We start from the raw sequence: 17,274 nt of genomic DNA, 5'->3' as shown, positions 1-17,274 counted from the left end.
CGGCGTCTTCGTTACTCCTGCGGGATGACCCTCAAACCCAGTTCCATCAGCTGGTCGCTGGTCGGATCGCTGGGTGCGTTCATCATCAGGTCTTCGGCCCTCTGGTTCATCGGGAACATGATGACCTCGCGGATGTTCACCGTGTCGGCCAAAAGCATCACGATGCGGTCGATGCCCGCCGCGCAGCCGCCGTGCGGGGGGGCGCCGTACTGGAACGCGTTAACCATGCCGCCGAACCGCTTTTCGACCTCGTCCTTGCCATATCCGGCGATCTCGAACGCCTTAAACATGATCTCGGGCCGGTGGTTCCGGATCGCACCCGACACCAGTTCGTACCCGTTGCAGGCCAAGTCGTACTGATAGCCCAGCACATCCAGCGGATCGCCTTCCAGCGCCTCCATCCCGCCCTGCGGCATGGAGAATGGGTTGTGCTCGAAATCGATCTTGCCGGTCTCGTCGTCCTTCTCGTAGATCGGGAAATCCACGATCCAGCAGAATGCGAACCGGTCCTTGTCGGTGAGGTTCAACTCCTCCCCGATCACGTCCCGCGCCCGGCCCGCGACCTTTTCAAAGGCCGACGGCTTGCCGCCAAGGAAGAACGCCGCATCGCCGACGCCCAGCCCCAGTTGCTGGCGGATCGCCTCGGTCCGTTCGGGGCCGATGTTCTTGGCCAGCGGGCCAGCCGCTTCCATGCCCTCACCCTGATCGCGCCAGAAGATGTACCCCATCCCCGGCAAGCCCTCTTTCTGGGCAAAGGCGTTCATGCGGTCGCAGAACTTGCGCGACCCGCCGCCCGGTGCCGGGATGGCGCGGATCTGGGTGCCGTCCTGTTCCAGCAACTTGGCGAAGATGGCGAAACCGGACCCGGCGAAATGCTCGGACACGACCTGCATCTTGATGGGGTTGCGCAGGTCGGGCTTGTCGGTGCCGTACCAAAGCGCGGCATCGCGATAGCTGATCTGCTCCCACGTGGTATCGACCTTGCGACCACCGCCGAATTCCTCGAACACGCCCTGGATCACCGGCTGGATCGTGTCGAACACGTCCTGCTGCTCGACAAACGACATCTCGAGGTCAAGCTGGTAGAAATCGGTGGGCGAGCGGTCGGCGCGCGGGTCCTCGTCGCGGAAACAGGGCGCGATCTGGAAATACTTGTCGAAGCCCGACACCATGATCAGCTGCTTGAACTGCTGCGGGGCCTGCGGCAGGGCATAGAACTTGCCCGGATGCAGGCGCGACGGCACGAGGAAGTCGCGCGCGCCCTCGGGCGACGAGGCCGTGATGATCGGTGTCTGGTATTCGCGGAACCCCTTGTCCCACATGCGTTTGCGCATGCTGGCCACCACGTCCGACCGAAGCGTCAGGTTGCGCTGCATCACCTCGCGCCGCAGGTCGAGGTAGCGATACCGCAGGCGCGTCTCTTCCGGGTACTCCTGGTCGCCGAACACCATCAGCGGCAGTTCCTCGGCGCGGCCCAGCACTTCCATGTCGCGGACGAAGACCTCGATCTCGCCCGTGGGGATCTTGGCGTTCACCAGTTCGGGGTCGCGCGCCTTCACGTTGCCGTCGATCCGGATGCACCATTCGCTGCGCACCTTTTCGACCTCGTTGAAGACGGGGCTGTCGGGATCGCACAGCACCTGCGTCATGCCGTAATGGTCGCGCAGGTCGATGAACAGCACGCCACCGTGGTCGCGCACGCGGTGGACCCAGCCCGAAAGCCGCACGGTATCGCCCACGTTGGACGCGTTGAGGTCGGCACAGGTGTGGCTGCGATAGGCATGCATGGCTAAATCCCGGGCATTTGTCTGATGCTGCGCGCCGGTACATAGGAGCGGCCCGCCCTTGTCAAGCAGTCCGCCGCGCGTCGGACACTCCATGGTTGTCAAACCTTTGACACCGGGCCGAAACCCGCCTTAAGGTCTGCGCCGGGATTAACAAGGGATGGTGCGATGTGGGAGAAAATACTCGATACTTTCCTGCGCCGCCTGGTCACGCGCGGGCAGCTGACCATCAAGTGGCCTGACGGTCGCAGTTCGACCTACGGGACCGAGGCCGAACCGGCGGCGGCCGTGACGCTGAAAGATGCCTCCATCGTCAGGGATCTGTGTCGCGACCCCGAACTGGCGGTCGGTGAAGGATATGTCGACGAGCGCCTCGTGATCGACGAGGGCACGCTGCGCGACCTGCTGATGATCGGCGTCGTCAACCAGCGCGAACAGGTCTACCCATTCCTCGCCGACATGGTCTACAAGGCGCGCTTTTCCATGCGGCGGATGGCGCAGGCCAACCGCGTGGGCAAGGCCAAGGCGAACGTCGCACATCACTATGATCTGAGCGACGACCTGTACGAGTTGTTCCTCGACTCCGACAAGCAATACAGCTGCGCCTACTGGTCCCGTCCCGGCATGACACTGGAAGAGGCGCAACTGGCCAAGAAGCGCCACATCGCCGACAAGCTGTTCATCGAACCGGGTCAGCACGTGCTGGACATTGGCTGTGGCTGGGGCGGCATGGCGCTGACGCTGGCGCAGGAATACGGCGCGCGGGTCACCGGCGTGACGCTCAGCGAACACCAGCACGCCATCGCCACCAAGCGCGCCGCCGACCTCGGGCTGAGCGACAAGGTGACCTTCCGCCTGCAGGATTACCGCCACCTCGACGAAACGTTCGACCGGATCGTGTCGGTCGGGATGCTCGAACACGTGGGCGCGCCGAATTACGGCGAGTATTTCGACGCGGTGCGCGACCTGATGGCGGATGACGGCATCGCGCTGATCCACACCATCGGCCACAAGGGCCCGCCCAACGTGACCAATTCGTGGATCGACAAGTATATATTCCCCGGCGCCTACGCGCCGTCAGCGGGCGAGTTGATGAAGTCGGTCGACAAGACCGGCCTGTTCCTCGCCGACATGGAAAGCCTGCGCCTGCATTATTCCTACACGCTTGACGCATGGCGGGACCGGTTCGAAGCCAATATCGACCGCGTCCGCGAGATTTACGACGACCGGTTTTGCCGGATGTGGCGCTTCTACCTTGAATCGATGAGCGTGTCGTTCATGTACGGCGTCCTGCTGGTCTACCAGTTGCAGTTGTCCAAGACGCTGGGCCGGGTGCCGATCACGCGCGACTACCTGTACGGGACGGAGCGTAACGACCAGTTCCGCCAACAGAGCGCGGGGTGATCGCAGCCCGCGTCAGGCCGCCCGCGACCGCTCGCGCAGCGCTTCCACCGGTGACCCGATCTTGAACGCACCATGCGGTGCAGGGCGGTGGGCCGCGTTGCGCCCGGCATAGACAAAGGTCGTGATTCCCGCATCCAGCGCCGATTGCGCGCTTTCGGGCGTGTCCTCGACCGCGATGGCCCGGTTGGCGGGGATGTCCATCTCTTTCAGGGCGTGCAGGTAAATGTCGGGGTGCGGCTTCCCGCGTGAGACCATGTCGCCGTTGGTCACGATGTCGAACACGTCCATCGACACCTCGTCCCGCAACGCGCCAGCGATCAGCGCGATCTGGCGGGTGCTGGTGCCGGTGACGAAGCCCAGCCGCATCTCGTTCAGGCGGGCCTCGGCCAGAAGGTCGGCGATGCCGGGCCGCAGGGTCAGGCCCTCGCGGTCCACCAGCCGCTCGAACGCGGCGACCTTGGCGGCATAGACGGCGTCGACATCCACGTCGGCGCCCCGTTCGCGCGCCACGTGGGCGATCCGCGCGCTGCCGCCGGGGACTTCCAGCAGCGACCGGTATTCATCATCCGACCAAGACCAGTCCAGCCCGTGCTCTTCGAACGCGATGTTGAAGGCGCGCCGCTGAAGGTCCGAGCACTCGGTCAGCACACCGATCGATCCGACGAGAAGGGCGGTTGATCGTGTCATGTGGGGGTCCTCCGGCTGGCGCATGCAGGGTAGCAACCAACGCGGGATCAAATGGTTCCGGTTTCGGCACCGGATTTCTTGCCCTCGGTCCCTTGCGCACCGGGGCGCGATCCCTATAACGCAGGACAATTTGCGCGCGCCGGGGGTCTGCCATGCCGAAACGTACCGATATCCAGTCGATCATGATCATCGGGGCCGGTCCCATCGTCATCGGACAGGCCTGCGAGTTCGACTATTCCGGTGCACAGGCCTGCAAGGCGCTGCGCGAGGAAGGGTACCGGGTGATCCTCGTGAACTCGAACCCCGCCACGATCATGACCGATCCAGGCCTGGCCGACGCCACCTATATCGAACCGATCACCCCCGACGTCGTCGCCAAGATCATTGAGAAAGAGCGCCCCGATGCGCTGTTGCCCACGATGGGCGGGCAGACGGGCCTGAACACCTCCCTCGCGCTGGAAGAGATGGGCGTGCTCGACAAGTTCGGGGTCGAGATGATCGGCGCCAAGCGCGACGCCATCGAAATGGCCGAAGACCGCAAACTGTTCCGCGAGGCGATGGACCGCCTTGGGATCGAAAACCCCAAGGCCACCATCGTCACCGCCCCCAAGACGTCCGATGGCAAGAAGGACCTCGCCGAAGGCGTGCGTATCGCCAACGAGGCGTTGGAAGAGATCGGCCTGCCCGCCATCATCCGCCCCGCCTTCACCCTTGGCGGCACTGGCGGCGGTGTGGCCTACAACCGCGCCGATTACGAGCATTTCTGCCGCTCGGGCATGGATGCCTCGCCCGTCGGCCAGATCCTGATCGACGAAAGCCTGCTCGGCTGGAAAGAGTATGAGATGGAGGTCGTTCGCGATAAGGCGGACAACGCGATCATCGTCTGCTCCATCGAAAACGTCGACCCGATGGGCGTGCACACGGGCGACTCGATCACCGTCGCTCCGGCGCTGACGCTGACCGACAAGGAATACCAGATCATGCGCAACGGCTCGATTGCCGTCCTGCGCGAGATCGGGGTCGAAACCGGCGGTTCGAACGTGCAATGGGCGATCAATCCGGTCGATGGCCGCATGGTCGTGATCGAGATGAACCCCCGCGTCTCCCGCTCCTCGGCGCTGGCGTCAAAGGCCACCGGTTTCCCGATTGCCAAGATCGCCGCGAAACTCGCCGTGGGCTTCACGCTGGACGAACTCGACAACGACATCACCGGCGTCACCCCCGCTTCGTTCGAGCCGACCATCGACTACGTCGTGACCAAGATCCCGCGCTTCGCCTTTGAAAAGTTCCCCGGATCGGAACCCTACCTCACCACCGCCATGAAATCGGTGGGGGAGGCGATGTCCATCGGCCGCACGATCCACGAATCGATGCAGAAGGCGCTCGCGTCCATGGAAACCGGTCTCACCGGGTTCGACGAGGTCGCCATCGACGGCCTGCCGCAAGACAGCGCAATCGAATACCGCGAAGGCCCCGAAGGCACCTTGCCGCTGGTGAAGTTCGGCACCGACGCCGCCGCGCAGCAGGCCATCGACAAGGCCGTGACCCGCGCGCTGGGCCAGCAGACACCCGACCGCCTGCGCGTGATCGCCGACGCCATGCGGTTCGGCTTCACCGATGACGAGATCATCGCCCAGACCAAGTTCGACCCGTGGTTCCTGCAACGCATCCGCGAGATCATGGTGGCCGAGGTCGAAACCCGCCGCGACGGCCTGCCGGTGACCGAAGAAGGCCTGCGCGCGCTCAAGATGCTGGGCTTCACCGATGCCCGCCTCGCCAAGCTGACCGGCCGGGACGAGGCCAACGTCCGCCGCGCCCGCATCAACCTTGGTGTCACCGCCGTCTTCAAGCGGATCGACACCTGCGCCGCCGAGTTCGAGGCGCAGACGCCCTACATGTATTCCACCTACGAAGAGCCCATGATGGGCGAGGTGGAATGCGAGGCCCGCCCGTCCGACCGCAAGAAGGTCGTCATCCTCGGTGGTGGCCCCAACCGGATCGGTCAGGGGATCGAGTTCGATTATTGCTGCTGCCACGCCTGCTTCGCGCTGACCGATGCGGGCTATGAAACCATCATGGTCAACTGCAATCCCGAGACGGTTTCGACCGATTATGACACCTCGGACCGCCTCTATTTCGAGCCGCTGACCTTCGAACACGTCATGGAAATCCTGCGGGTCGAACAATCGAACGGCACCCTGCACGGCGTGATCGTGCAGTTCGGCGGCCAGACGCCCCTAAAACTCGCCAACGCGCTCGAAGCCGAAGGCATCCCGATCCTCGGCACCACGCCCGACGCCATCGACCTTGCCGAGGACCGCGAACGCTTCCAGGCGCTGGTCAACCGGCTGGGCCTTTTGCAGCCCCGGAACGGTATTGCCCATACCGATGCCGAAGCGATCCACATCGCGGGCGACATCGGCTTCCCGCTGGTGATCCGCCCGTCCTACGTCCTTGGTGGCCGCGCGATGGAGATCGTGCGCGACATGACCCAGCTTGAACGCTACATCTCGGACGCGGTGGTGGTGTCGGGCGACAGCCCCGTCCTGCTCGACAGCTACCTGTCCGGCGCGACCGAACTGGACGTCGACGCGCTGTGTGACGGGACCGACGTGCACATCGCGGGCATCATGCAGCATATCGAAGAGGCGGGCGTGCATTCGGGCGACTCGGCCTGCTCCCTGCCGCCCTTCTCCCTGTCATCCGACATCATTGCCGAGGTCGAACGCCAGACCCGCGAACTGGCGCTGGCGCTGAACGTGGTCGGGCTGATGAACGTGCAGTTCGCCGTCAAGGGCAACGACCTCTACCTGATCGAGGTGAACCCCCGCGCCTCCCGCACCGTGCCCTTCGTGGCCAAGGCGGTGAATTCGCCCATCGCGTCCATCGCCGCGCGGGTCATGGCCGGAGAGAAACTGTCAGCCTTCGACCTCGTCGATCCCAACATTGACACCTTCGCGGTGAAAGAGGCCGTCATGCCCTTCGCCCGCTTCCCCGGCGTCGACACGATCCTCGGCCCGGAAATGCGCTCGACCGGCGAAGTGATGGGGTCCGACGCGTCCTTCCCCCGCGCCTTCCTCAAGGCGCAGATGGGCGCGGGCACCGACCTGCCGACCGGGGGCCGCGTGTTCTTCTCGATCAAGAACGAGGACAAGACCGACGCGCTGGTCGAGACGGCGCATGCGCTGGTCGATCTGGGCTTCGAGGTGGTGGCGACTCGCGGCACGGCGGCCTTCCTCGAAGGCCACGGCATCTCGTGCGAGGTGGTCAACAAGGTCTACGAAGGTCGCCCCGACATCACCGACCAGATGAAGGACGGCCGCATCCAGCTGGTGATGAACACGACCGAAGGCATCCAGGCGATCGAGGACAGCCGCTCCATCCGCTCCATCGCCCTCTACGACAAGATCCCCTACTACACCACCGCCTCCGCCGCCCACGCCGCCGCGCTGGCCATGAAGGCGCGGGTCGAGGGGGATGTGGAGGTTATGGCGTTGCAGGACTAACCCGCGCGGAATCAAGGCCGCAGGCCGCCGCGCATCGACGGGCCGCCCCCCGGCACGGCGATTTGGTTGAACTTGTCGCAACGCTTGGGCGTCGTGCAGACTTGGCAGGCATAAAGCGCTTAGAAAGCCCGTCGGATCGCCGCACCGCGGCCCGACGCTGCGCGGCTCAGACGGCCGTGTATCCCCACCACAGCAGAACCACCCCAAGCACCACCCGGTACACCACGTACGGCGTATAACTGACCGACCGCAAAAGACGCATCATCAGCGACAGCGCCAATAGGGCCGCGAGGAACGCGAAGACGGCGGCGATGCTGGCGTCGCGGGCGGCGGCGAGGTCGGCGTCGGCGATCACCTCGACACTCAGAACCGCGCCCGAGGCGAGGATGGTGGGGATCGACATCAGCATGGACAGCCGTGCCGCGTCGGACCGTTCGTAGCCGAGGAACCGGGCGGCGGTGATGGTGATGCCCGACCGCGACGTGCCGGGGATCAGCGCCACGGCCTGCCACAGCCCCATGATCCACGCATGTTTCATCGACCAGTCCGCGGCTTTGCGCTCGGACGGATAGAACTGGTCGGCCCAGTACAGCACCAGCCCGAAGATCAGCATCGTCCAGCCGATCACCACGACCGACCGCAGCGCATCGTCCCAGCCCGTCAGCTTCAGCACCAGCCCGAACAGGATCACCGGCACGGTCGCGATGGCAAGGCACAGCGCAAGCCACGCGCCCTGCGTGTCGACCTTGCCGCGCAACAGGCGCGGGATGCCGCTCGCCGCGAGCCTCACGTCGCGCCAGAAATACAGGACCACCGCGCCCAGCGTGCCGACATGCACCGCCACGTCGATCACCTGTCCCTGGTCCGCCAGCCCGGTGAGATTCGGCAGCAGAATGAGGTGCCCCGAGGACGAGATCGGCAGAAATTCGGTCACGCCCTGGATGATCGCGACGAGAAACAGGTGATAGAGCGCCATGTGGCCTCGCATCAGGTTGGCGGGTGCACCCGGTATAAGCGCCTTGTTTTAAAAGGAAAGCGCGCAGTTGTGTCCGAGTCGGACCTAAATATTGACGTTTCCTCACCAGACCGACCGGACACGCGACAAAATATTTGCCAAATAGGTAACGCTTTATGACTTTTCAGACGCAGATCATCTGTTAAAAGGTCCGCTCGACAGACAGAGAGGCTCCGATGGCCAACCAGCCGATGCTCAAATTCGTCAAGATCGACCGCGACATGCCGCAGAAGCGGTCTGCCGACACGCGGAAGGGCGATTTCGACGAGATCTATGCCGAGTTCGCGCGGGAAAAGGCGGCGGAGCAGGCCTCGCGCTGCTCGCAATGCGGCGTGCCCTACTGCCAGTCGCATTGCCCCTTGCACAACAACATCCCCGACTGGTTGCGCCTGACCGCCGAGGGCCGCTTGCAGGAGGCCTACGAGGTCAGCCAGGCCACCAACACCTTCCCGGAAATCTGTGGCCGCATCTGCCCGCAGGACCGCCTGTGCGAAGGCAACTGCGTGATCGAACAATCCGGCCACGGCACAGTCACGATCGGCGCGGTGGAGAAATACATCACTGATTCCGCTTGGGAAAATGGCTGGGTGCAGCCAATCACCCCGATGCAGGAGCGTCCCGAAAGCGTAGGAATCATCGGTGCGGGCCCCGGCGGGCTGGCGGCGGCGGACGTGCTGCGCCGTGCCGGCGTGCAGGTCACGATCTATGACCGTTACGACCGCGCGGGTGGGCTTCTGACCTACGGCATCCCCGGCTTCAAGCTGGAAAAGGACGTCGTGGTGCGCCGCAACGAACAGCTTGAACAGGGCGGCGTGACGTTCGAACTGAACTGCGACGTGGACGCCGCGAAGTTTGCTGACATCCATGCCAAGCACGACGCGGTCATCATTGCGACCGGCGTCTACAAGTCGCGCGAACTGGGCCTGCCGGAACCGGCAACGCGGCAATCGGTCAAGGCGCTGGATTTCCTCACCGCCTCGAACAAGCTGAATTTCGGTGAGGAAACAGAAGGTTACACTGACGGCACCCTGAACGCGAAGGGCAAGCGCGTGGTGGTGATCGGCGGAGGTGACACGGCGATGGACTGCGTGCGCACGGCGATCCGGCAGGGGGCCGAAAGCGTCAAATGCCTGTACCGCCGCGACCGGGCCAACATGCCGGGGTCACAGCGCGAGGTGCAGAACGCCGAGGAGGAAGGCGTGCAGTTCGAATGGCTGACCGCGCCCAGGGGCTTCACCGATGAAGGCGTTGTCGTGCAGCGGATGCGGTTGGGCCTGCCGGACGTGACGGGCCGTCAAGCACCTGAGATCATTGAAGGTTCCGACTATGTCGAACCGGCGGACATCATCATCAAGGCGCTGGGGTTCGAACCCGAGGACCTGCCCAAGATGTGGGATCAGCCCGATCTGGAGGTGACCCGGTGGGGTACGGTCAAGGCCGAGTTCACGACGGGCAAGACGGCGATGGAGGGCGTCTACGCGGTGGGTGACATCGTGCGCGGTGCCTCGCTGGTCGTCTGGGCGATCCGCGACGGGCGCGATTGCGCCGACGCGATCCTCGACGCTTTCGGCCCGGCCAAGGCCATCGCGGCGGAGTGAGTTCTGCACGATCTGTACAGAACACCCCCCGAAACCGAGCATTTCGCGCCGCGTCCACAATGGACCGGCAAAACGACACCAAGGCTGACCTAACCGGCGCCGAGACAGGGAGCACAGACATGACACGCCTTGCAGCCATCCTTGCTGCCTGTGTCCCTCTCGGACCGCGCATCGCGGTCGGGCTGGCCGGGGTCGTGGTCGCCGCCCTTGGCGCGCTGCCTGCCGCGGCGCAGGGCTTCCAGCCGCCCGATGGCTGCACCGGGTTCCTGACGGTCCAGTCCCGCACCTGCCAGGTGGCGAATTACTGGACCTGCGAAGGCGACCTGCCCGGCGACACGTGGCGGGTGACCATAGGGCCGAACGGGCCGACCTTTGTCAGCCGCGTCAACAACGAGGCGGAGTGGGTCGAAAGCTTTACCCTGTTCCCCGTCCGCCGGAACACCCTGATGTCGAGCGCCGACCCGATGTCGATGTCCGAACTGCTCGGCACCGGCGTCGACACCTACGATTTCCTGATCCGCCGTGGCGACGTGACCGAACACGTGACCGGGTTCGACCGCGTCGTGGGCGGGCCGGTCACCATCGACGGCGAGGAATTGCTGCCCACGGCCTATGCCGCGAAAGCCGTCGGCACGGATGGCGAAGTCATCTGGGAGCGCGAGGGGAACGAGTTCATCTCGAACCGGCATCGCGTCTTCTTTTCCGGAAGCGGCACGACGACCCGCAACGGCGAAACCGTGCCCTACGATTTCCGGCCCGTCGAATTCATCTATCCCGGCGAGCCCGGCTTTTTCCCCAACCGCCCGAAATACGATTGCGACAGCCTGAGCGCCGGACTGGACGCGCCCGGCATCCTGCCGGCGGCCTTCGCGCCGGTGCCGGAGGTGCGCGATGAGTGAGTTGCGCACAGGCGGGTGCCTTTGCGGCGCGGTGCGGTTTTCGGCCCGTGTCGAGGCCGGGTTGCAGGCGTGTCATTGCCGCCAGTGCCAGCAATGGACGGGAGGCGGGCCGCTGTTCGTTGCGCATGTTGCCGAAATGCAGATCACGCAGGGCGAAGACGCCCTGCACTCCTATCACGCGAGCCATTGGGGGGAGCGCATCACCTGCGCCACTTGCGGCTCGACCCTGTGGTGGAAAATGCAGGGCAAGCCCACGCGCGGTGTCGCGGCGGGTTTGCTGGATGACCAGGCGGGACTGACCGTCACCGAAGAGATTTTTGTCGATTACCGCCCGGACTGGCTGCCGGCGTTCGAAGGTGCCACGCAAAGCACCGAAGCGCAGGAAGAGGCCAAGTTACGGGCGTATCTCGAAAGGGAAAGCACATGACCAAGTTCGATGCCAACTGGGCAAGGGCCGAGGAAGAGAAACGCCGCTGGATGGCCGAGAACGGAATGTATTCCGAAACGGACGAGCATTCGTCCTGCGGGGTGGGTCTGGTCGTGTCCGTCGATGGCGCCAAGTCGCGGCAGGTGGTCGAGGCGGGCATCGACGCGCTGAAGGCCGTCTGGCACCGGGGCGCGGTCGATGCCGATGGCAAGACGGGTGACGGCGCGGGCATCCACGTGGAAATCCCCGTGCCCTTCTTCGAGGACCAGATCCGCCGCACCGGGCACGAGCCCGAAGAGGGCGAGATGATCGCCGTGGGCCAGGTCTTTTTGCCGCGCACAGATTTCGGGGCGCAGGAGACCTGCCGGACCATCGTCGAAACCGAGGTGCTGCGCAAAGGCTACCGCATCTATGGCTGGCGCCGGGTGCCGGTCGAGGTTGCGTGCCTTGGTGACAAGGCCAATGCCACCCGCCCCGAGATCGAGCAGATCCTGATCGGCAATTCCAAGGGCGTCGATGAAGAGCAGTTCGAGCGTGAGCTTTACGTCATCCGCCGCCGCATCGAAAAGGCGGCCGCCGCCGCGCAGGTGCCGACGCTCTATATCGCGTCGCTGTCGTGCCGGTCGATCATCTACAAGGGCATGATGCTGGCCGAGCAGGTGGCGGAGTTCTACCCCGACCTGCAGGACGACCGGTTCGAAAGCGCCTTCGCGATCTATCACCAGCGCTATTCCACCAACACCTTCCCGCAATGGTGGCTGGCCCAGCCGTTCCGCATGCTCGCCCATAACGGCGAGATCAACACGCTGAAGGGCAACACCAACTGGATGAAGAGCCATGAAATCCGCATGGCGTCGAACACGTTTGGCGAGATGGCGGAAGACATCAAGCCGATTATCGCTTCGGGTGCATCCGACTCGGCGGCGCTGGACGCGGTGTTCGAGGTGCTGGTGCGGGCGGGTCGCAACGCGCCGATGGCCAAGACGATGCTGGTTCCGGAATCGTGGTCCAAGCAGGCGGTGGAGCTGCCGCAGGCGTGGCGCGACATGTACAATTACTGCAACGCCGTGATGGAGCCGTGGGACGGCCCTGCAGCACTTGCCATGACCGATGGCCGTTGGGTTTGTGCCGGGCTGGACCGCAACGGGTTGCGCCCGATGCGTTACGTGGTGACGGGTGACGGCCTGCTGATCGCGGGGTCCGAGGCGGGGATGGTCCCGATTGATGAGACCAGCGTGATCGAAAAGGGCGCGCTGGGCCCCGGCCAGATGATCGCCGTCGACATGGCCGAGGGGAAGCTGTTCCACGATACCGAGATCAAGGACACGCTCGCCGCCGCGCAACCGTTCGGTGAGTGGGTCGGCAAGATCAACGAACTGGACGACACGCTCGCCAGCGTGACCGAACGCGCCCTGTTCAGCGGTGACGAATTGCGCAAGCGGCAGATCGCGGCGGGCTATACGGTTGAGGAGCTGGAGCAGATCCTCGCGCCCATGGCCGAGGACGGGAAGGAAACCGTCGCCTCGATGGGCGACGACACGCCGTCGGCGGTTCTGTCCAAGCGGTATCGCCCGCTGTCGCACTTCTTCCGCCAGAACTTCAGCCAGGTCACCAACCCGCCCATCGACTCGTTGCGCGAGTATCGCGTGATGAGCCTCAAGACGCGGTTCGGCAACCTCAAGAACGTGCTGGACGAATCCAGCGCGCAGACGGAAATCGTCGTGCTCGACAGCCCGTTCGTGGCCAACGCGCAGTTCGAAAAGCTGCTGAATGCGTTCGGGGACGAGGTCGTGACCATCGACTGCTCCTTCCCCACCGGCGGCGCGGCCAATGCGCTGGCCGAAGGGCTGGCGCGCATCCGGGCCGAGGCCGAGGATGCCGTGCGCTCGGGCGCGGGGCATATCGTGCTGACCGATCACATGTCGGGCGAAGGCAAGGTCAGTATGCCCATGATCCTCGCCACCAGCGCGGTGCACAGCCACCTGACGCGGCAGGGCCTGCGGACCTTCTGCTCGCTCAACGTGCGGTCGGCGGAATGCATCGACCCGCATTACTTCGCCGTGCTGATCGGCGCGGGCGCGACGGTGGTGAACGCCTACCTTGCCGAGGACAGCCTTGCCGACCGGATCGAGCGTGGCCTGCTGGACGGTCCGTTGACCGAGGTGGTGGCGCGGTACCGCAACGCCATCGACCAGGGCCTGCTGAAGATCATGTCGAAGATGGGCATCTCGGTCATTTCCTCCTATCGCGGCGGCCTGAATTTCGAGGCGGTGGGACTGAGCCGCGCGATGGTGGCGGAATACTTCCCCGGCATGCTCAGCCGTATCTCGGGCATCGGGGTGACCGGCATCCAGGGCAAGGTCGAACAGGTCCACGCGCAGGGCTGGCAATCGTCCGGCGTGCTGCCCATCGGCGGCTTCTACAAGGCGCGCAAGACGGGGGAGACCCACGCATGGGGCGCCCAGACGATGCACATGATGCAGATGGCCTGCAACAAGGCGAGCTATCAGCTGTGGCAGCAATATTCCAAGATGATGCAGGCGAACCCGCCGATCCATCTGCGCGACCTTCTGGACATGAAGGCGCTGGGCAAGCCTGTGCCGATCGAAGAGGTGGAAAGCATCACCTCGATCCGCAAGCGGTTCGTGACGCCGGGCATGAGCCTTGGCGCGCTGTCGCCAGAGGCGCACAAGACGCTGAACGTGGCGATGAACCGGATCGGGGCCAAGTCGGACAGTGGCGAAGGCGGTGAAGACCCCGCGCATTTCCACCCCGAACCCAACGGCGACAACCCGTCCGCCAAGATCAAGCAGGTCGCGTCGGGCCGGTTCGGCGTGACGGCGGAGTATCTCAACCAGTGCGAAGAGCTGGAGATCAAGGTGGCCCAGGGTGCCAAGCCCGGCGAAGGCGGCCAGCTTCCGGGGATGAAGGTCACCGACCTGATCGCGCGTCTGCGGCATTCGACCAAGGGCGTGACCCTGATCTCCCCCCCGCCGCACCACGACATCTACTCGATCGAAGATCTGGCGCAGCTGATCTACGACCTCAAACAGATCAACCCGCGCTGCAAGGTGACGGTGAAGCTGGTGGCATCCTCGGGCGTCGGCACGATTGCCGCCGGGGTGGCCAAGGCCAAGGCGGACGTGATCCTGATCTCGGGCCACAACGGCGGCACCGGGGCGTCCCCGGCCACGTCGATCAAGTATGCCGGCCTTCCGTGGGAGATGGGCCTGACCGAAGCGCACCAGGTCCTCGCCATGAACAACCTGCGGAGCCGCGTGACCTTGCGCACCGATGGAGGTCTGCGCACGGGCCGGGACATCGTCATGGCCGCGATGATGGGGGCCGAGGAATACGGCATCGGCACCGCCGCCCTGATCGCGATGGGCTGCATCATGGTGCGACAGTGCCAGTCCAACACCTGCCCCGTGGGCGTCTGCACGCAGGACGAGTCCTTGCGCGCCAAGTTCACCGGCAACGCCGACAAGGTCGTGAACCTCATCACCTTCTACGCCACCGAAGTGCGGGAGGTTCTGGCCTCCATCGGCGCACGGTCGCTGGACGAGGTGATCGGGCGGGCGGACCTGCTGTCCCAGGTCAGCCGTGGGTCGGCGCATCTGGACGATCTGGACCTGAACCCGCTGCTCATCACCGTCGATGGGTCGGACAAGATCGTCTACAACCGCGACCGCGCGCGTGAAGAGGTGCCCGATACGCTCGACGCGGAAATCGTGCGCGATGCCGCGCGGTTCCTCGAGGATGGCGAGAAGATGCAACTGTCCTACGCGGTGCAGAACACGCACCGGACGGTTGGCACGCGCACGTCGTCGCATATCGTGCGCAAGTTCGGGATGCGCAATTCGCTGCAACCCGATCACCTGACGGTCAAGCTGACCGGCTCGGCCGGGCAGTCGCTCGGTGCCTTCGCCGCGCCGGGGCTGAAGCTGGAAGTGTCGGGCGATGCCAACGACTATGTCGGCAAGGGCCTGTCGGGCGGGACCGTGGTGGTGCGTCCGCCGATGGCCTCCCCGCTGGTGGCGGCCGACAACACGATCATCGGCAACACCGTCCTTTACGGCGCGACCGACGGGTACCTGTTCGCGGCGGGCCGCGCGGGAGAGCGGTTCTGCGTGCGCAACTCGGGCGCGAAGGTCGTGGTCGAAGGCTGCGGATCGAACGGGTGTGAATACATGACCGGCGGTCTGGCGGTGATCCTCGGGTCGATCGGCGCGAATTTCGGCGCGGGGATGACCGGCGGCATGGCCTATGTCTATGACCCCGATGGCACGGCGGTCCGGATGATGAACCTCGAAACGCTGGTGACCTGCCCGGTGACCGTCGATCACTGGTCGGTGCAGCTGGAAGAGATGATCGAGCGGCACATGCGCGAAACGGGCAGCCGCAAGGCGGCGGACATCCTGCAGCACTGGGATGTCGAGAAGGCGCATTTTGTGCAGGTCTGCCCGATCGAGATGCTCGACAAGCTGCCGGCGCCGCTTGGCATCGACAAGGCCGCGGTTCCGGCCGAATAGGATCAGGCCGGGCAGGCCGCGCGCCTGCCCGGACCGGCCTGTCCCGGTGCGCGGCTGGTCCGTGCGCGGGCACTCTCTCCCCTCTCTTTCCGCGATGCGCTGCGGCCACCCCGCGGGCTGCATGCGCGCAACCGGCTTGACGTGCGCGGCGTGGACGGCAAAGCATTCGCAATGGCGCGGGCCCCGAAAAAGACGCCCAAACGGGCCGAGAAGCGGCGCAAGGTGACGCCCCGGCGGGTCCGCCCGAAAGGGTCGGGTGGCACCGGTCTGTCATGGCGCGCGCGGCTGCGCCGCTGGCTGTGGCGCTGGGTCTGGCGAGGAGTGCTGATCGTGATCGTATTGCCGCTGGTCATCATCGCCATGCTGAGCGTGGTGAACCCGCCCATGGGCCCCTACATGCGGGCCGAGGCCGCGCGGCTGGGCGGGATCGACCGCGAATGGGTGCCGATGGAGGAAATCGCGCCCGTGATGGCGCGGTCGGCGGTGGCGGCGGAAGATGCCAATTTCTGCCTGCACTGGGGGATCGACATGGACGCGATGCGCGCCGCCATCGAATCCGGTGGCGCGCGGGGCGGGTCCACGATCACCCAGCAGGTCGTGAAGAACGTGTTCCTGTGGCATGGCCGCAGCTACACCCGCAAGGCGCTGGAGGCCGGGCTGACCCCGCTGGTGGAGCTGTTCTGGTCCAAGCGCCGGATCCTCGAGGTTTACCTGAACGTGGCCGAGTTCGACGAAGGCGTCTTCGGGGTCGAGGCGGCGGCGCGGCATTATTTCGGCGTCGGCCCGGATGCCCTGTCGCCGACGCAGGCCGCGCGGCTGGCGGCGATCCTGCCCGCGCCCAAGACGCGGTCGGCCTCGCGCCCGTCGACGCTGGTGCGCAATCGCGCCAGCCGGATCGCCGCGGGCGCCGCCACGATCGAGGCCGACGGACGCGCCGCGTGTTTCGAGGGTTAGCCCGGCACAATGACCAGCGCGATCCGAAAACCGATCACGCCCACGCAGGCGCCAGCGTAGACAAGGGCGATGGATGTCATGCCCCGGATGGTGGGGAGCGGGACATGGCTGCGGCAGGACCGCGTTGCGATTGCGGTGTCAGATCAGGCGCGACCCGGCGGCAAACACCCGCCGCCACGGGATGATTGCATAGGATGCGCGCAGGCCGGTGGGCCAGAACGGGTCGGCATGGATCAGCTGCGTGACCAGATCCGGCGTGTCGGCGGTGACGATCCACAATCCGTCGCGCCCCGCCTGCGCGGGGTCAGAGAGCGGACCCGCGGCGGCGACCCGGTCGGCGTTGCGCTCGAGAAAATCGAGATGCGCGGCCATGTGGGTTGTGCGGATGTCGGGATCGGCGTCGGGGGCATCGGTGAACAGGACGACATAGTGCATGGCTGGCCTTTGCTCTGTGGGTTTCGGGCGCAG

The 17,274-nt window shown here is 65.2% G+C and carries 11 protein-coding genes; 7 read left to right on the top strand and 4 right to left on the bottom strand.

Features of this window, described 5'->3' with window-relative positions; genetic code table 11:
• Positions 1-11: 11 nt before the first annotated feature.
• A complete protein-coding gene (gene aspS, locus ATO11_RS10370) occupies positions 12-1,787 on the bottom strand; it encodes an aspartate--tRNA ligase (protein WP_050530800.1) in 1,776 nt (591 codons plus the stop codon).
• A gap of 165 nt (positions 1,788-1,952) precedes the next feature.
• On the opposite strand from aspS, the gene ATO11_RS10365 reads away from it, so the two are divergent.
• The gene (locus ATO11_RS10365) at positions 1,953-3,188 is read left to right on the top strand and encodes an SAM-dependent methyltransferase (protein WP_050530799.1); all 1,236 of its coding nucleotides are present in this window, start codon (positions 1,953-1,955) and stop codon (positions 3,186-3,188) included.
• A gap of 12 nt (positions 3,189-3,200) precedes the next feature.
• Here the strand turns inward: ATO11_RS10365 and ATO11_RS10360 are convergent, their stop codons facing one another.
• Positions 3,201-3,875 (bottom strand): HAD family hydrolase, encoded by a 675-nt coding sequence (locus ATO11_RS10360; protein ID WP_165586953.1) that lies wholly within the window; start codon positions 3,873-3,875, stop codon positions 3,201-3,203.
• A 152-nt stretch (positions 3,876-4,027) separates the two neighbouring features.
• On the opposite strand from ATO11_RS10360, the gene carB reads away from it, so the two are divergent.
• The gene (carB, locus tag ATO11_RS10355) at positions 4,028-7,381 is read left to right on the top strand and encodes a carbamoyl-phosphate synthase large subunit (RefSeq protein WP_050530797.1); all 3,354 of its coding nucleotides are present in this window, start codon (positions 4,028-4,030) and stop codon (positions 7,379-7,381) included.
• Between the two features lie 166 nt (positions 7,382-7,547).
• Here the strand turns inward: carB and ATO11_RS10350 are convergent, their stop codons facing one another.
• Positions 7,548-8,357 carry an undecaprenyl-diphosphate phosphatase gene (locus ATO11_RS10350; protein ID WP_050530796.1) on the bottom strand — a complete coding sequence of 270 codons (810 nt, stop codon included), beginning with the start codon at positions 8,355-8,357 and terminating at the stop codon, positions 7,548-7,550.
• Between the two features lie 215 nt (positions 8,358-8,572).
• Between ATO11_RS10350 and ATO11_RS10345 the strand changes: the two genes are divergently transcribed.
• The 5 genes from ATO11_RS10345 (at position 8,573) to mtgA (ending at position 16,806) form a co-directional block, all read left to right on the top strand.
• Positions 8,573-9,994, top strand: coding sequence for an NAD(P)-dependent oxidoreductase (locus tag ATO11_RS10345; protein ID WP_050530795.1), 1,422 nt, complete (start codon positions 8,573-8,575; stop codon positions 9,992-9,994).
• A 119-nt stretch (positions 9,995-10,113) separates the two neighbouring features.
• Complete coding sequence (locus ATO11_RS10340; protein ID WP_134643094.1) at positions 10,114-10,893, top strand: hypothetical protein; 780 nt, start codon at positions 10,114-10,116, stop codon at positions 10,891-10,893.
• Entirely contained in the window at positions 10,886-11,320 is a 435-nt protein-coding gene (locus ATO11_RS10335) for a GFA family protein (RefSeq protein ID WP_082176249.1), read from the top strand. Before ATO11_RS10340 ends, ATO11_RS10335 begins: the two co-directional genes overlap by 8 nt.
• Entirely contained in the window at positions 11,317-15,852 is a 4,536-nt protein-coding gene (gene gltB, locus ATO11_RS10330) for a glutamate synthase large subunit (protein WP_050530792.1), read from the top strand. The genes ATO11_RS10335 and gltB overlap by 4 nt, the downstream gene beginning before the upstream one ends.
• Positions 15,853-16,023: 171 nt before the next feature.
• Complete coding sequence (gene mtgA / locus ATO11_RS10325) at positions 16,024-16,806, top strand: monofunctional biosynthetic peptidoglycan transglycosylase (RefSeq protein WP_050530791.1); 783 nt, start codon at positions 16,024-16,026, stop codon at positions 16,804-16,806.
• A 138-nt stretch (positions 16,807-16,944) separates the two neighbouring features.
• Here mtgA and ATO11_RS10320 read toward each other — a convergent pair whose 3' ends face one another.
• Positions 16,945-17,241, bottom strand: a complete 297-nt coding sequence (locus ATO11_RS10320; protein ID WP_050530790.1) for a YciI family protein — start codon at positions 17,239-17,241, stop codon at positions 16,945-16,947.
• Between the last annotated feature and the right edge of the window lie 33 nt (positions 17,242-17,274).

This window comes from Pseudaestuariivita atlantica (genome assembly GCF_001205715.1).
GTDB lineage: Bacteria > Pseudomonadota > Alphaproteobacteria > Rhodobacterales > Rhodobacteraceae > Pseudaestuariivita > Pseudaestuariivita atlantica.
Note: the sequence above shows the minus strand (reverse complement) of the source record. Positions and strands in the feature narration are given on the sequence as shown.

What these genes read in the sequence shown, in the direction of transcription:
- carB (WP_050530797.1), top strand. Translation starts at nt 4,028, where the DNA reads ATGCCGAAACGTACCGATATCCAGTCGATCATGATCATCGGGGCCGGT.
- ATO11_RS10335 (WP_082176249.1), top strand. Translation starts at nt 10,886, where the DNA reads ATGAGTGAGTTGCGCACAGGCGGGTGCCTTTGCGGCGCGGTGCGGTTT.
- ATO11_RS10365 (WP_050530799.1), top strand. Translation starts at nt 1,953, where the DNA reads ATGTGGGAGAAAATACTCGATACTTTCCTGCGCCGCCTGGTCACGCGC.
- aspS (WP_050530800.1), bottom strand. Translation starts at nt 1,787, where the DNA reads ATGCATGCCTATCGCAGCCACACCTGTGCCGACCTCAACGCGTCCAAC.
- ATO11_RS10360 (WP_165586953.1), bottom strand. Translation starts at nt 3,875, where the DNA reads ATGACACGATCAACCGCCCTTCTCGTCGGATCGATCGGTGTGCTGACC.
- mtgA (WP_050530791.1), top strand. Translation starts at nt 16,024, where the DNA reads ATGGCGCGGGCCCCGAAAAAGACGCCCAAACGGGCCGAGAAGCGGCGC.
- ATO11_RS10340 (WP_134643094.1), top strand. Translation starts at nt 10,114, where the DNA reads ATGACACGCCTTGCAGCCATCCTTGCTGCCTGTGTCCCTCTCGGACCG.
- ATO11_RS10320 (WP_050530790.1), bottom strand. Translation starts at nt 17,241, where the DNA reads ATGCACTATGTCGTCCTGTTCACCGATGCCCCCGACGCCGATCCCGAC.
- gltB (WP_050530792.1), top strand. Translation starts at nt 11,317, where the DNA reads ATGACCAAGTTCGATGCCAACTGGGCAAGGGCCGAGGAAGAGAAACGC.
- ATO11_RS10350 (WP_050530796.1), bottom strand. Translation starts at nt 8,357, where the DNA reads ATGGCGCTCTATCACCTGTTTCTCGTCGCGATCATCCAGGGCGTGACC.
- ATO11_RS10345 (WP_050530795.1), top strand. Translation starts at nt 8,573, where the DNA reads ATGGCCAACCAGCCGATGCTCAAATTCGTCAAGATCGACCGCGACATG.